This is a genomic window from Streptomyces sp. NPDC053755 (assembly GCF_040677675.1).
GTDB lineage: Bacteria > Actinomycetota > Actinomycetes > Streptomycetales > Streptomycetaceae > Streptomyces.
Map to the genome: position 1 here is coordinate 1 of NZ_JBFASK010000048.1, position 14,131 is coordinate 14,131.

Annotated in this window: 10 protein-coding genes; 4 read left to right on the forward strand and 6 right to left on the reverse strand. The window is 71.7% G+C overall.

Translation table 11 applies throughout. From position 1 onward, the window contains the following. Positions 1 to 133: 133 nt before the first annotated feature. The gene (locus tag AB0K65_RS29640; RefSeq protein ID WP_365721890.1) at positions 134 to 1,387 is read right to left on the reverse strand and encodes an LCP family protein; all 1,254 of its coding nucleotides are present in this window, start codon (positions 1,385 to 1,387) and stop codon (positions 134 to 136) included. A 128-nt stretch (positions 1,388 to 1,515) separates the two neighbouring features. On the opposite strand from AB0K65_RS29640, the gene AB0K65_RS29645 reads away from it, so the two are divergent. Beyond that, entirely contained in the window at positions 1,516 to 2,049 is a 534-nt protein-coding gene (locus AB0K65_RS29645) for an acyl-CoA thioesterase (RefSeq protein WP_365721892.1), read from the forward strand. A 67-nt stretch (positions 2,050 to 2,116) separates the two neighbouring features. Here AB0K65_RS29645 and AB0K65_RS29650 read toward each other — a convergent pair whose 3' ends face one another. Continuing rightward, entirely contained in the window at positions 2,117 to 3,484 is a 1,368-nt protein-coding gene (locus tag AB0K65_RS29650) for an LCP family protein (RefSeq protein WP_365721894.1), read from the reverse strand. A 256-nt stretch (positions 3,485 to 3,740) separates the two neighbouring features. Between AB0K65_RS29650 and AB0K65_RS29655 the strand changes: the two genes are divergently transcribed. After that, complete coding sequence (locus tag AB0K65_RS29655) at positions 3,741 to 4,760, forward strand: glycosyltransferase family 2 protein (protein ID WP_365721896.1); 1,020 nt, start codon at positions 3,741 to 3,743, stop codon at positions 4,758 to 4,760. 141 nt (positions 4,761 to 4,901) lie between these two features. Here the strand turns inward: AB0K65_RS29655 and AB0K65_RS29660 are convergent, their stop codons facing one another. The 4 genes from AB0K65_RS29660 to AB0K65_RS29675 all read right to left on the reverse strand — a co-directional run bounded on the left by AB0K65_RS29660 (position 4,902) and on the right by AB0K65_RS29675 (position 11,430). Then, positions 4,902 to 6,671, reverse strand: a complete 1,770-nt coding sequence (locus AB0K65_RS29660; protein WP_365721898.1) for an LCP family protein — start codon at positions 6,669 to 6,671, stop codon at positions 4,902 to 4,904. Between the two features lie 51 nt (positions 6,672 to 6,722). Next, on the reverse strand, positions 6,723 to 8,531 hold the full coding sequence (locus AB0K65_RS29665) for an LCP family protein (protein WP_365721900.1): 1,809 nt from the start codon (positions 8,529 to 8,531) through the stop codon (positions 6,723 to 6,725). 222 nt (positions 8,532 to 8,753) lie between these two features. Beyond that, positions 8,754 to 9,989 (reverse strand): LCP family protein, encoded by a 1,236-nt coding sequence (locus AB0K65_RS29670; RefSeq protein WP_365721937.1) that lies wholly within the window; start codon positions 9,987 to 9,989, stop codon positions 8,754 to 8,756. Between the two features lie 688 nt (positions 9,990 to 10,677). Continuing rightward, positions 10,678 to 11,430 (reverse strand): TIGR03089 family protein, encoded by a 753-nt coding sequence (locus AB0K65_RS29675; RefSeq protein ID WP_365721902.1) that lies wholly within the window; start codon positions 11,428 to 11,430, stop codon positions 10,678 to 10,680. Between the two features lie 137 nt (positions 11,431 to 11,567). On the opposite strand from AB0K65_RS29675, the gene AB0K65_RS29680 reads away from it, so the two are divergent. Together AB0K65_RS29680 and AB0K65_RS29685 are read left to right on the forward strand one after the other, a co-directional pair. Further along, positions 11,568 to 12,908, forward strand: a complete 1,341-nt coding sequence (locus AB0K65_RS29680) for a peptidoglycan recognition protein (RefSeq protein ID WP_365721904.1) — start codon at positions 11,568 to 11,570, stop codon at positions 12,906 to 12,908. A gap of 92 nt (positions 12,909 to 13,000) precedes the next feature. Next, complete coding sequence (locus AB0K65_RS29685) at positions 13,001 to 14,083, forward strand: NDP-sugar synthase (protein ID WP_365721906.1); 1,083 nt, start codon at positions 13,001 to 13,003, stop codon at positions 14,081 to 14,083. Positions 14,084 to 14,131 lie beyond the last annotated feature (48 nt).

Consider the following 14,131-nt stretch of genomic DNA (forward strand, 5'->3'; position numbering starts at 1 on the left):
CTACGAAGGCACCAACCAGGTCCAGCGCATCGTCATGGCCCGCAACCTCCCGTAACACCCGGCCCGCTCACGCGGACGGACGAGAGGCCCCCCACCTCACGGCGGGGGGCCTCTCGTGTCAGGCCGGGACGGCTCAGCGGTCCGACGTCACCGTGACCTTCTCGTCGTTCTGGATCTGCTCCACCAGCTGCTTCACCTTCGGCATGTCCCACTTCAGGGAGCCCTGGGGCGCGCTGCCCGAGATCGGGATGTTCATCGACTTCCCGTCGCCGCCGCTGATCCCCTTCATGGCGAAGAACATCTTGCCGAGGTCGTACAGCGACATGTCCTTGTCCACGATCAGCGTGTCCAGACCGGCGCCCAGCGTCGGGTAGAGCGCGAACGGGTTGAGGATCGTGCCCGGCGTCGCCGCCTGGTTGGCCAGGGCGGACAGGAACTTCTGCTGGTTCTTCGTCCGGGCCAGGTCCGACTCGGCGAAGGCGTAGCGGGTACGGACGAAGGCCAGCGCCTGCTCGCCGTCGAGGGTCTGCTGACCGGCCTGGAAGTCGGCGCCGGACTTCTTGTCCTTGAAGCCCTTCTCGATGTTCATCTCGACACCGCCGAGCGCGTCCACGATGTTGGCGAATCCGGCGAAGCCGATCTCCGCGTAGTGGTCGATGCGCAGTCCGGTGTTGTACTCGACCGTGCGGACCAGCAGCTCCGGCCCGTCCATCGCGTACGCGGCGTTGAGCTTGGAGCCGCCCCGCGCGGCGAACTTCTTGCCGGACTCGGAACCGACGAAGGAGGGGATGGTGACCCAGGAGTCGCGGGGCAGGGAGACCATCGTGTTCCCGCTGCCGCACGCGGCGAGGATCATCATCGAGTCGGTCCGCTTGCCCTCGGCGGAGCCGGTGTGGAGCTTCTTCTTCTCCTCGGCCGACATGCCCTCACGACTGTCCGAGCCGACGATCAGGTAGGTCGTGCAGTCGCCCTCGGCCGGCCGCTCGATGACCTTGGAGAGATCGACCTCGTTGCGCATCCGCGAGCTGGCCCAGGCGTACGTCCCGACGCTCCAGGCGAGGACCGCCACCAGCAGCACGACGGAGCCGACCTTGATCCGGCGGCGCCAGTCCGGCGCGGGGCCCGGCGTCCTCGGGTCGTACTGCGGCGGGATGGTGCCCCGGCCGCCGCCCTGCGGGCTGCCGTAGACCTGGCCGGTGTTGTACCCGGAGTCGTAGCCCGGCTGCTGCCCGTAGCCCTGTCCGTGCTGCGGGTCGTACTGCGGCGGCTGCTGGGGGACCTGCGGCCGCTGCACATGGCGCATCGCACGCGCCCCCTCGGGCTGCGCGCTCGCGCTGCCACGGCCGTATCCGCGGTCGTCGGTGCGCCCATCGGGCCAGTCATTCATGCGGACAGTGTGCCGCCCTGTCGGCCCGGGCCGACAGGGCGGGTGGAATATCGGGTCGGCGCTGTTGCCAAGCTGATGCAAAACGGACGGCGCGAAGACGCCACGGGGACCGGCATAAGGTGGAGGGCATGACAGATCAGGGCGATATCCCGGGCAAGCCCACCTCAGCGTCCCGCACCACGCTCAGCCACATCATGACCAGCCACGACACCAACCTCCTCGGGACGGTGCACGGCGGCGTGATCATGAAGCTGGTGGACGACGCGGCGGGTGCCGTCGCCGGCCGGCACTCGGGCGGCCCGGCCGTCACCGCCTCCATGGACGAGATGGTCTTCCTGGAGCCGGTGCGCGTGGGGGACCTGCTCCATGTGAAGGCCCAGGTCAACTGGACGGGCCGGTCCTCCATGGAGGTCGGCGTCCGCGTCATGGCCGAGCGCTGGAACGAGTCCACGCCCGCGCAGCAGGTCGGATCGGCCTACCTGGTCTTCGCGGCGGTCGACGCCGACGGGAAGCCGCGGGTCGTCCCGCCCGTGCACCCCGAGACCGAGAAGGACAAGCGCCGCTACCAGGAGGCCCAGATCCGCCGCACCCACCGCCTGGCCCGCCGCCGCGCCATCAAGGAGCTGCGGGAGCGCCGCGCGGCGGAGGGCTACGAGGACTGACGGCCCGCGGGGCACCGTCGCGGGCCCCGGGCCGTCCCGGGCCCCACGATGACCCCGTACGGAGCCCTTACGGGCAGACCACCTGGTCCCCGGTGACCGCCTCGAAGGTGCCCGAGGGCGACTCCGCGCGGACCGCCGTCACTCCCCGGTAGTCGGCGCCCACCGTCACCTTCATCGTCCCGCCCTGCCCCTTCACCGGCCGCAGCTCCGCCCCCGGCAGCGCCGCCGCCAGCGACTTCGCCGAGCGGTCCCAGCCCGGGTCGTACTCCACCAGCGTGCCCCGGCGCTCCGGCCCCTGACCGGTGCGCGGCACGCCGGTGGTGTCGAAGCCCGTCCCGCGCAGCGCGTCGTCGACCTTCCGGCCCAGACCGTCGGTGCGCGTCCCGTTGTAGACCTGCACCCGGACCGTCCTCGGCGCCACGTCCACCACCACCGTCCGGGGGCCCTTGGCCGCCGTCCGGTGCGGTGCCAGCGGCCGGTCCTCGCGCAGGGACTGGAAGAGCTTCTGAGCCTTGGCCGCGTCCCACTTCACCGTGGAGCCGATCCCCTTCACCGGGAAGCTCATGTCGCCGATCGGCACCGACACGAACTCCGACGACGCCGGCGAGAAGGTCCGCATCGCCTTGGCGAGGCCCAGCATCTCGGTCGTACCGAAGTCCCGGTCGGCCCGCACCGACGTCAGCATGGTCGAGGCGACCGTACGGAACCTCACCGGGTTGAGCAGCACCCCGCTGTCCGCCACCTTGTGGATCAGCGCCGCGACGAAGCGCTGCTGGCGCTGCATCCGCCCGATGTCCGCCGCGCCGTCGACGTGCCGCGAGCGGACGTACTGCAGCGCCTGGCCGCCGGTCAGCTCGTGCGTCCCTGCCGCCAGGTCGAGCCCGGTGTACTCGTCCTTCATCGGCCGGGTGGTGCAGATCCGCACCCCGCCGACCGCGTCGACCGTCCGCATGAAGCTGGTGAAGTCGACCTCCACGTAGTGGTCGATCTTGACGCCCGTCATGTTCTCCACGGTCCGCACGGTGAGCCCGGGCCCGCCCTCGGCGTACGCGGCGTTCAGCTTGACCGGGTGCGCCTGATGCCGCTCTCCGGAGGTCATGTCGACGTGCTCCGGCATCTCGGCGTACGAGTCGCGCGGCAGGCTCACCACGCTCGCCCGCTCCCGGTCCTGGGAGATGTGCACGATCATCACCGTGTCCGTGCACCGGCACGGCGCACCTCCCAGCCGGTACGCCTTCCGCTCCTCCTCGCTGATCCTCTCCCTGCCGTCCGTCCCCACGACCAGCACGTTCATCCCGTGCCCGGCCTGGGGACGGTTCTTCATGTCCTTGAACGGATCGACCCGGTCGATGCCGGTGTCCAGGCTGGTGACCACCGCGTGACCGATCCCGCCCGCTCCCAGGACCAGCACCGACAGCGTCGTCGCCATCCGCATGCCCCACCGGGGCCGCGCCGCCCGTCTGACACGCCGCTCCTGTCCCGTACGGGCGGGAGCCGGGCGGGGACGGGGCGGGCGGGACGGTGTGGGCACCGGGGGACACCTCCGCGGTGTGACGAGGGGAACCGTGAGCACCGTAGGCCCATACGATCAGCGCCAGCGGGCACCGGTCCCCGCGGCGCGCGTCCGTGTCCCCCATTCGCGGTAACGTGACAGGGCCTACGCCCTCCCCCCCCGTGACCCCGAGGAAGAGATGCCCTCCGCCCTGCCGCCCGTCTCCGTGATCATGCCGGTCCTCAACGAGGAGCGGCACCTGCGCAACTCGGTCCGTCACATCCTGGAGCAGGAGTACGACGGCGAGATGGAGGTGGTCATCGCGCTCGGGCCCTCCACGGACCGCACCGACGAGATCGCCGCCGAACTCGTTCGGGAGGATCCCCGGGTCCACACCGTCCCCAACCCCACGGGCCGCACGCCCGCCGCGCTCAACGCGGCGATCAAGGCGTCGCGTCACCCGATCGTGGTGCGGGTCGACGGCCACGGCATGCTCTCGCCCGACTACATCGCGACGGCGGTCCGGCTGCTGGAGGAGACCGGCGCGCAGAACGTCGGCGGCATCATGCACGCCGAGGGCGAGAACGCCTGGGAGGAGGCGGTCGCCGCGGCGATGACCTCGAAGATCGGCGTGGGCAACGCCGCCTTCCACACCGGCGGCCAGGCCGGCCCGGCCGAGACCGTCTACCTCGGCGTCTTCCGCCGTGAGGCCCTGGAGCAGCAGGGCGGCTACAACGTCGAGTTCATCCGCGCCCAGGACTGGGAGCTGAACTTCCGCATCCGCGAGGCGGGCGGCCTGATCTGGTTCTCGCCCGAGCTGCGCGTCCAGTACCGGCCGCGGCCGAGCGTGCGCGCCCTGGCCAAGCAGTACAAGGACTACGGCCGTTGGCGTCACGTGGTGGCCCGCTACCACCAGGGTTCGATCAACCTCCGCTATCTCGCGCCGCCCACCGCTGTCTGCGCGATTGCGGCCGGCCTGGTGGTGGGCGCGACGCTCACCCCGCTCGGCTTCGTGGTCCCGGCCGGCTACCTCGCCGCGATCACCGCGGGATCCGTCCCCGCGGGCAAGGGCCTCCCGCTGAAGGCCCGGCTGCAGATCCCGGTGGCGCTCGCGACGATGCACATGTCCTGGGGGTACGGCTTTCTGACCAGCCCCCGCGCGCTCGCGAGGAAGGTCATCGCGAGCCGCCGCCCGGCGGTGACCGCCGAGAAGGTCTGAACCCCGTACGCGTACGCCTCCGCCGTACGGCTCCGTGCGACGGCGCGGGGCGTGGGGCGTGACAGGAGCGGGGCCTCGTACGACGGCGAGGGCCGGGCACCCCACGGGGTACCCGGCCCTCGCCGTACCTGCCCGGACGGATCAGCTCTTCCCGTCCCAGCGGTAGACGCTGTAGACGTCCATGCAGTCCGTCTTGTCGGCCGCGCCCTCCGGGAGGTCACCGGCCACGTCCTTGGGCTTCTTGTACGTCGTGCCCTCGCGCCAGTCGGCGCCGATCACGAGGGCGATGCTCTCCGCCGCGCCGTCCGCGCGGACCGCCGAGTCGGGCAGGCCGAGCGCCTTGGCCACGGACAGGGCGTCCGCCTTGCCCTGGTCGCCGTCCGCCTTCGGGTACTTCACCACGGTGTCCTTGCGGGGCTCGGCGCTCCGCGAGGACTCGGCCCGGGTGAAGCCCTTGCCCACGAGGGCCTCGGCCATGGCGCCGGCCCGGCCGTCCACGGACGCCTCGCCGCCGCCGTCCGTACCGTTGACCACCGTGATGTCGAGAGTCCCCGGCGCTCCCGCGGCCGGGCCCTTCGGCTTGGCGGAGGCCGAGACGGTCGGCTTGGCGCCCGCCGGATCGCCGTTCTTGTCGAACGCGACGTCGTCGCGGAGCATCGACCAGATCTTGTCGGCGGACTTCTCGACCATGACGAGCTTGTTCTGGTCCTGAGCCCAGGCCGCCGTGGGAACGGTCGCCATCGTCAGACGGTCCAGCTTCACGTTCTTCAACTGCATCGACAGCTCGAAGAGCTTCGCGACCGTACCGATCTCGTCCGACACCTGAAGCGCCTTGGTCGCGGTCTCGGCGAGACCCATCAGCCGGCCCGTGTCGCTCCAGGCGTTCTGCTTCTGGAGCTTCTCGACCATGCCGTTCATGTACATGTGCTGCGCCTTGGCGCGGTTCTGGTCGCTGCCGAAGGCGTGCCGGGTCCGCAGCCACTGGAGCGCCTGCTCGCCCTTGACCTCGGTGGTGCCCTTCGGCAGCTTCAGACCGGAGCCGCCCTTGACCAGCCGGGTCGACCGGTCGTGCACGCCGGTCTTCACGCAGACGGGGACGCCGCCGACCTCGTCGGCCATCGCGACCACACCCGCGAAGTCGACCATCATCCAGTGGTCGACGTAGACGCCGGTGATGCTCTCCCAGGTCGTCAGCGTGCAGCCCGGACCACCCCGTTGCAGCGTCTCGTTGATGGGCTTGGTGGTGGTGGCCGGATAGGGGGTGCCCTTGTCGTCCTTGCACTCCGGGATCGGCACGATCGTGTCGCGCGGTATGGAGACGACCGAGGCGTTCTTGCGGTCCGCCGAGATGTGCAACAGCATCTGCACGTCGGCGAGCGGCTTGCGGTCCCGCTCGTTCTTGCCGCCCCCGAGCGCCACGTTCCGGGCGTCGGCGCGGCTGTCCGAGCCGATGAGGAGGATGTTGAGCGGGGTGTCGCCGAGCGCGTTCGGCGGGGTCTTCTTGACCCCGCTGTCGCCACCGGCGCGGCCACCGCTGCGAATGTTGTCGTTGAGGTGCTGGTAGTAGAGGTATCCGGCGCCCGCCGTGCCGAGTATCAGCAGCGAGAGCGTGGCGGCGACCCAGCGGAATATCCGGCGTTTTCCGGACTTCTTGGCACGTCTGCGCGGCCCTTGGCGCCGGTGGCCCGTGCCGCCGCCGGCACCGCGCCCGTCGCTCCGCCGCCCGCCGCCGTCCGGCAGGCTGTCTCCCTCGTCGTCGGGGCCCGTGCCGCCCCCGGCGCCCCGGCGGGTGGTCCGGGTGCCGCCGGCACCCCCGCCCTCCTCGTCGTACAGACTCTCGTCCCAGCCCAACTCGCGGGCGTGCGGAACGCGTCCGCGCGTCCCCTCCCTGCGCACGCTGCTCTGTCCCACCCCAGGGTCCCCTCGTTGCTCAGGCGTCGCCCGCGACCCGGTGTTTCCGGGTCACTTGGCGCACACCTGCTTGTCGGCTACTACCTTCTGCACACCGTCCGGCGCCTTTGCCGGTCCGGTGATGGGCACCCCCGCGCCCTTGAAGTCCGCGCCGAGGACGAGCGTCATGGGCTCGCGCTCCCCGGCGTTCTGCGTGCCCGGCTTGAGCGCCGAGGCGGGCAGCCCCATCATGTCCGCGAGCTTGCGGGCCTGATCGGCCTGGTTCGGTGCGTACGTGAGCGTGGTCTTCGCCGCCTTCTCGGGGGCGTTGCTCTTGTTGGAGGACCGGAGCACGCCCTGGTCGTTCTGCAGCCAGTCGATCGTCTTCTGCGCCGCGCCCGTGATGCCGCTGCCGTTGTAGACGTCGACGCGAACCCGGGAAGCGGTGGCGCGGGCGCCCTTGAGCAGCGCCGCCTGGGCGTTCTTGGCGTCCTGCTGCTGCTTCTTCACCTCGGTCAGGGAGGTGTCGGACTGCATCATGGCGAACAGCTGCGGCGCCTGGGTCGGATGCGGCACGACCGTGATCGGCGTCGGCTCGTCCGGGTTGTCGACGACGGGAAGCGTCGCGAAGGTGATGTTCTTCGTGTCGATCTTGGCGAGTTCCTCGGCGAGCGACTTGAGCTTCTTGATACTTCCTATGCCCGTGTCGACGGTCAGCGCGTTGGTCGCGGCCTCGGCGAGTCCGTACAGCTTGGTCGGGCTGGTCAGGGTGTCGTCCGACTTCATCTGCCGGATCATCGAGCTGAGGAACTGCTGCTGCACCTGGATGCGGTCGAGGTCGCTCTTGTTCCCGAAGCTGGAGCGGGTGCGGACGAAGGCCAGGGCCTGCTCGCCCATGATGGTCGACTCGCCGGCCGGCAGCTTCAGATGGGACTTGGGGTCGTCGACCGGCTTGGCCAGGCACACCTTCACGCCGCCGACGGCCGTCGTCATCTCCTTGACCGCGTTGAAGTCGGCCATCATGAAGTGGTCGACCGTCAGCCCCGTGAGCTTCTGGACGGTACGCATGGTGCAGCCCGGGTCGCGGCCGTCCTGGCCGAGGCTGTTGTTGAAGCGGTCCGCCGCCTTGCCGGGGATGGTGGCGGTCGATCCGTCCGGCTGCTTGGTCTCGCAGTCGGGGATCTCCGTGATCAGGTCACGCGGGATGGACATCGCCGTGGCGTTCGTCCGGTCTTTCGAGACGTGGAAGAGGATCGTGGTGTCGGCGTGCCCGGGGCTGCTCTTGTCGCCGTAGCCCTCGTTGCCGTCACCGGTCCGCTTGTCCGTACCGATCAGCAGGATGTTGACGGCCTGGTCCTTCTTGAACCCGCCACTGCCTGCTCCGGCCACGTCGACCGTGTCGATGTTGCCGTCGAAGTGGCTGTACAGCGCGTACGCGCTCGCCGCGCCGGCCACGAGGACGACCGCCATCGTTCCGCCGGTCCACAGCAGGACCTTCTTCTTGCGGGACTTCTGCGGCTTGCGCTTGCGCCGGCCCGCCGACGGCTGCCCGCCCGTGGTGCCCTCGGTGACACGGCGGCGGCGCTGCCCGGGTACGGGCGCCTCGGTGGCGGTGCGGGAACGCTCGGCGCCTCGGCCGTGGTCGGCGCCGTGGCCGCGGTCCGCGCCCCGGCCGTGGTCGGCGCCTCGGCCGGGCTCGGCGGTGCGGGAACGCCCGCCGGATCTCGGGCCGGGGGTGGTGGCACCGCGGGGGTGGGACGGAAGCGACGACTGCCCACCGGAGTGGTTCAGTCGCAGTTCGTAGTTGCCGGTCTGCGGGTTGAGGACCCACTGGTCGGCGGGGTCGATCTCATCCGCCCGTCCACGGCTGTGCGCGTCCACGGTTACTTGAATCCTCCGTCGGTGCCACGCGAGGCGCCTCCCCCGTGGCGCTCGGTCGTTCGATCCGTATGAGTGCGCGACCACGTGGTCGGGTGCACCGGATCGCGTCACACTATCCGCCCAGTTCAGCGTGGGGCGACGTCCGTGACAAATTCCACGCCCCTTACAACCGGGCAATTTGCTCAAACCTCATGCACCACAGCCCTCCCCTTGAGCTTCGCTTTACCCGCCGACCGGAGGGCAGGCCCTCTCCGCCGCGTTGTGCCCGGTGAACGTCGGCGTCGGCGCCACGCTCGGTGCTCCCGCGTCGTCCTGCCCGTCCGTCGCGCCGTCACGCGCCACCGTGACCGGCTTGTCCTCGCGCAGCCGTGTGAACAGCTGGCTCGCCTTGGGTTGTACGAGTTCGTCCCGGTTCGGGTCGTATGTGTACGGGCGGCGCGGCACCGTGAGGAACTGCACCTTCTCCGTCGGGATGCTCCGCATGGAACGCGCCAGGTTGTACAGGTCCCGCAGCGAGTCGAGCCCGGGGTCGGTCGTGATCGACTTGGTCGCCGCGTCCAGGACCGGGTAGAGCCGGGTCGGGTTGAGCAGGACGCCGTTGCTCTGGACCTTGTTGACCAGCGCGCCCAGGAACTGCTGCTGGCGGTCCATGCGGTCGGTGTCACTGCCGTTGCCGAGCGTCTTGCGGGCCCGTACGAACCCCAGCGCCTGCTCGCCGCGGAGCGTCTGTCGCCCGGCCGCCAGCTTCAGATGGGCGTCGTCGTCGTCGATGGGCTCCCTGAGGCAGACCTCCACCCCGTCGACGGCGTCGACCATCTTCTTGAAGCCCCCGAAGTCGATCACCATGTGGTGGTCGACCCGGATCTTCGTCAGCCGCTCGACGGTACGGATCGTGCACGCCGTCCCGCCGATCTCGAACGCCGAGTTGAACTGGGCGAACTGCTCACGACTGCGCTTTCCGTCCGTTTCCCGGCAGGCGGGGATGTCCACCATCAGATCGCGCGGGATGGAGACGGCCGTGGCGCTCGACCTGCCGGCCGAGATGTGCAGCAGGATCGTGGTGTCCGAGCGCTGGGTGCCCTTGTCCTTGCCGTACTTGGCGTTGCCGGCGCCCGCCCGGGTGTCCGAGCCGATCATCAGGATGTTCCGCGCGGCCGACACCACGGGCGCGGGCCGCTCCTTCTCGTACTTGAGCAGTTCGGCGGCGGCGGTGGTGTCCGTGGTGATGTTGCCGTCGAGCTTGCGGTAGAACCACCAGCCCGCGGCGGCCGCGCCCAGCACGACCACCGAGACCCCGAGCGCCGTCCAGCGCAGCCAGTGCCGCCTGCCGGGGGCGTCGCCGTCGGGCGTCTCGCCGTCCCCGGGGCCGCCGCCGGCCGGGCCGCCGTCCCCCGGCCCGCCTCCGGAGGTGCCGAGGCGCCCCAGGGTGCCGGTCCCGCTGGCGGTGCCGGCTGACACACCGTCGGGGGTGTCCGGGGTGGCGGCCCGTCGTGCCGGTCCTGCCGTGCCGGACCGGGCGGCGGTGCCGGGCTTGCCCGGCGTACCTGCGGTACCCGCTTGGCGAGGCGTGCGCTCCTTGCCCGGCGCACCCGCCTCGCTCGCCGTACCTGCGGTCCCCGGCGCACCCGCGCTGCCCGGCGGGCGCTCCTCGCTCCGTGCACCCGCCTTGCCCGGCGTGCGTGCCGTCCCCGCCTTGTCGGACACTCCGGTCGTTCCGGGCCGGCCCGCCGTACTCGCCGTACCCGCCGTGCCGGCGGCGTCGGCCGTGGTCGCCGCGCCTGCCGGGCTCGACGCACCCGCCTGGCCCGGCTTGGCCGGCTTGTTCGTCCTGCGGGCCGCCTTGCGTGCCTTGCGCGCCTTGCCCGCCTGTCCGGCGGTGCCGGGCGCGTCGGAGGTGCTGGACGTCTCGTCCTCGGCCGGGTGGTCCGGTTCGGCGGGCGTGCCAGCACTGTCCGTCACGTCTGAGTCCGTCCTTCATGGCGTCGGCGGCGCGCCCGGGCCCGCCGGTCGCAGAGGTAGACGGCTGAACCTGACGCTTGGTTGTGCGGGAAGGGATGCGTACCCGCCGATCATGTACCGGAGTTGACGCGCAGACCCGGGGACTCGGCGGGTCGTTGCGCCGTACGAGTGGATCTCCGGCCGGTCGTCACACGGCGGTCGCGGTGACGCGCTCGCTCTCCACGCGCTTGTCCAGCGCCTCGGGCGCGAGCCGGTCCAGGTTCCGGCACAGGACGACCGAGGCGTCGGCCGCCAGGGGGGCGTACAGGCCGGCGGAGACCCCTTCCCAGGTGTCGTACGGACGTCCGGACAGCAGCCGGGCCCCGGAGGTGAGGCCCAGCGTCCCGGCGTCCGCGCGGGCCCGCTCGACGAGCTGGGCCCCCGTCAGTTCCGTACCGTCGACCAGGAGGGCGGGGGCGTCCGCGTCGACGGGTACGAACGGGGCGAACCGGTCACCCTGGCTCGGCACCTCGACCGCGTAGTCGGCGTATCCCGCGGGCGGCGCCGGGAAGCGGCGGCCCAGCGGGGCCAGGGAGAGCGCGATCCGGTCCCCGGAGCAGGCGAGACCCGCCTCCAGGGTCTCGGGGCCCGCGACGACGTAGTCGGCGCCGGCCGGGTCGCCGCCGAGCTCGGCGGTCACGCCGACCGACGAGCAGGCGAGCAGCCAGGCCGCGGTCTGCCAGTGGGCGGGCAGGAGCAGAGCGAGCCGGTCGCCGGGGGAGGCGGACAGCTCGCCCTGGAGCAGGTTGGCCGTCTTGGCCACCCAATTGGCGAAGGTGGCGACGGACAATTCCACGCGCTCACCGGTGGCGTCGTCGTAGAAGGTGACCAAGGGGCGGGCCGGGTCCGCGGCGAGCGCGGATCGCAGCAGGTCGGCGGGGGTGCGGTCGCTGGCGTTCACGCGGGCAAGGGTACGCGCGAAGGGGCGTGCGGACCCCCCGTACCGGTGACGCCGTCCACCGGTCGGACCGACGGCCCGTCAGTTTCCGGGCCTCCTCCCGCCGAGCGGAACGGCCCCGGGATACGGACGATCTCTCCATGCGTGCCTACCTCGTTTCCTCGATCGCCGTCACGTGCGCGGCAGCCCTGGCGCTGCCGCTGACCCTTGCGACGCCCGCGGCGTCCCATCCCGGCGGCCCGCCCGTCGGCCCTGCCGCCGCCCCCTCGGGCGAGGGGGACGTCGCCGGATCCACCCAGTCCCTGCGCCTCGTGCCGCTCGGGGGCGGTGAACGGACCGTCGGAGGCGATCCCGCCGAGCGCGGTCTCACCCGACGGGACGTCAGGCCGTTCTCCCTGCTCGGCGTGGTGTGGGACGACGTCAGGGCCCCGCTGCACGGCACCGTCCAGGTCCGCACCCGGGCCACCGGCGGCTCGGCCTGGTCGGGGTGGCAGGACGTGGAGACCCACACCGGCGAGCACGGGGCCGACCCCGGGACCCGGGAGGGCGGCTCGGGAAGGCTCCGCGGTGCCACCGCACCGCTGTGGGTCGGCGACTCCGACGGCGTCGAGATCCGCGTACGGCCGGACGGCGGGGGAGCGGCAGCGCTGCCCGCCGGGCTGCGACTCGAACTGATCGATCCGGGACCGGAGCCGGGGCAGGCCGCGCCGGGCGCGTCGCCGGAGGCCGCCGAGCGGTCGACCTCCTCCGCGGTGTCACCCGCCGCCTCCGTGGCCGGAGTCCCGGCGGCGGGGGCGGCCGTGCTTCCGGCGCTGTCCCGCGCGGCGACGGCGGCGGCGGCCGGGCTTTCGACGTCCGCCGCCGCGAAGCCGTACATCGGGCCACGCCCGAAGATCGTGACCCGCAAGGGCTGGGGCGCGGACGAGAAGATGCGGGAGAAGGGCTTCGTCTACACCAAGTCGGTCAAGGCCGCCTTCGTCCACCACTCCGCCACCGGCAACAACTACACCTGCCGCCAGGCACCCTCCGTCCTGCGCGGCATCTACCGCTTCCACGTCAAGAGCAGTGGCTGGCGTGACTTCGGCTACAACTTCGCCGTCGACAAGTGCGGAAACATCTACGAAGGCCGCGCCGGGGGCGTGTCCAAGCCGGTCCTGGGCGCCCACACCCTCGGCTTCAACACCAACAGCACGGGGATCGCGGTCATCGGCACCTACAGTTCCACCAACCCGCCGGCCGCCGCCCTGACCGGTGTGGCGCGTCTGACGGCGTGGAAGCTGGGGCTGCACGGGGGGAATCCGACGGGCAAGGCGACACTGACGTCCGGCGGCGGGAACCGCTACAAGAAGGGCAAGAAGGTCAAGTTCAACACCATCGCGGGCCACCGTGACGGCTTTGTGACGGACTGTCCCGGCGGACGCCTGTACGGCAAGCTCGGCAGCGCCCGAACGGCGTCGGCGAAGTACCAGGGGCGACGGTGACGAGGAGCGGCCTGACCGTCCGCATAAACTGACCGGTCATATCGCACGGACGAACGATGTGACCGGACCCGGACAGGAAGCAGAGACGACAGGTGACAGAAGCGATCCTCCTGGTCGGTGGCAAGGGCACACGGCTGCGACCCCTGACGGTGAACACCCCGAAACCCATGGTTCCGGCGGCGGGTGTCCCGTTCCTGACGCACCAGCTGGCCCGTGCCCGGGCGGCGGGAGTCGAGCACATCGTGCTCGCCACGTCCTACCTGGCGGAGGTCTTCGAGCCCTACTTCGGCGACGGTTCGTCGCTGGGGCTGAGCCTGGAATACGTCACCGAGGACGAGCCGCTCGGCACGGGCGGCGCGATCCGCAACGTCGCCTCGCGCCTGCGCTCCGGCCCGGACGACCCGGTCCTCGTCTTCAACGGCGACATCCTGACGGGTCTGGACATCCAGGCGCTGGTCGCCACCCACGCCTCGTCGGGCGCCGACGTCTCGCTGCATCTGACCCGGGTCGAGGACCCGAGGGCGTTCGGTCTGGTCCCGACGGACGGCAGCGGCCGCGTCACCGCCTTCCTGGAGAAGCCCCAGACGCCGGAGGAGATCGTCACCGACCAGATCAACGCGGGGGCGTACGTCTTCCGCCGCTCGGTCATCGACACGATCCCGGCCGGCCGGCCCGTCTCCGTCGAGCGCGAGACGTTCCCCGACCTGCTGGCCTCGGGGGCGCACCTCCAGGGCATGGTCGACTCCACGTACTGGCTCGACCTGGGCACCCCGCAAGCCTTCGTCCGCGGCTCGGCCGACCTGGTCCTGGGCCGCGCCCCGTCCCCGGCGGTCCCTGGCCGCTGCGGCGACCGCCTGGTCCTGCCGTCGGCCCGTGTCGCCCCGGACGCCAAGCTCACGGGCGGCACGGTGGTCGGCGCGGACGCGGTGGTCGGCGAGGGCGCCCGCGTCACGGGCTCCGTGCTCCTGGAGGGAGCGGTGGTCGAGCCGGGCGCGGTGATCACCGACTCCCTGATCGGAGCGGGCGCCCGCGTCGGCGCCCGCACGGTCCTGACGGGCACGGTCATCGGCGACGGCGCGCACGTGGGCGCCGACAACGAGCTCCGCGACGGCGTCCGCGTCTGGTGCGACACCCGCCTCCCCGCGGGCTCGGTCCGCTTCTCCTCGGACCAGTAGCCCGGGCACGAACGGGACGGCGGCCGGTGGCCGTGCGGGCCGGGGTCT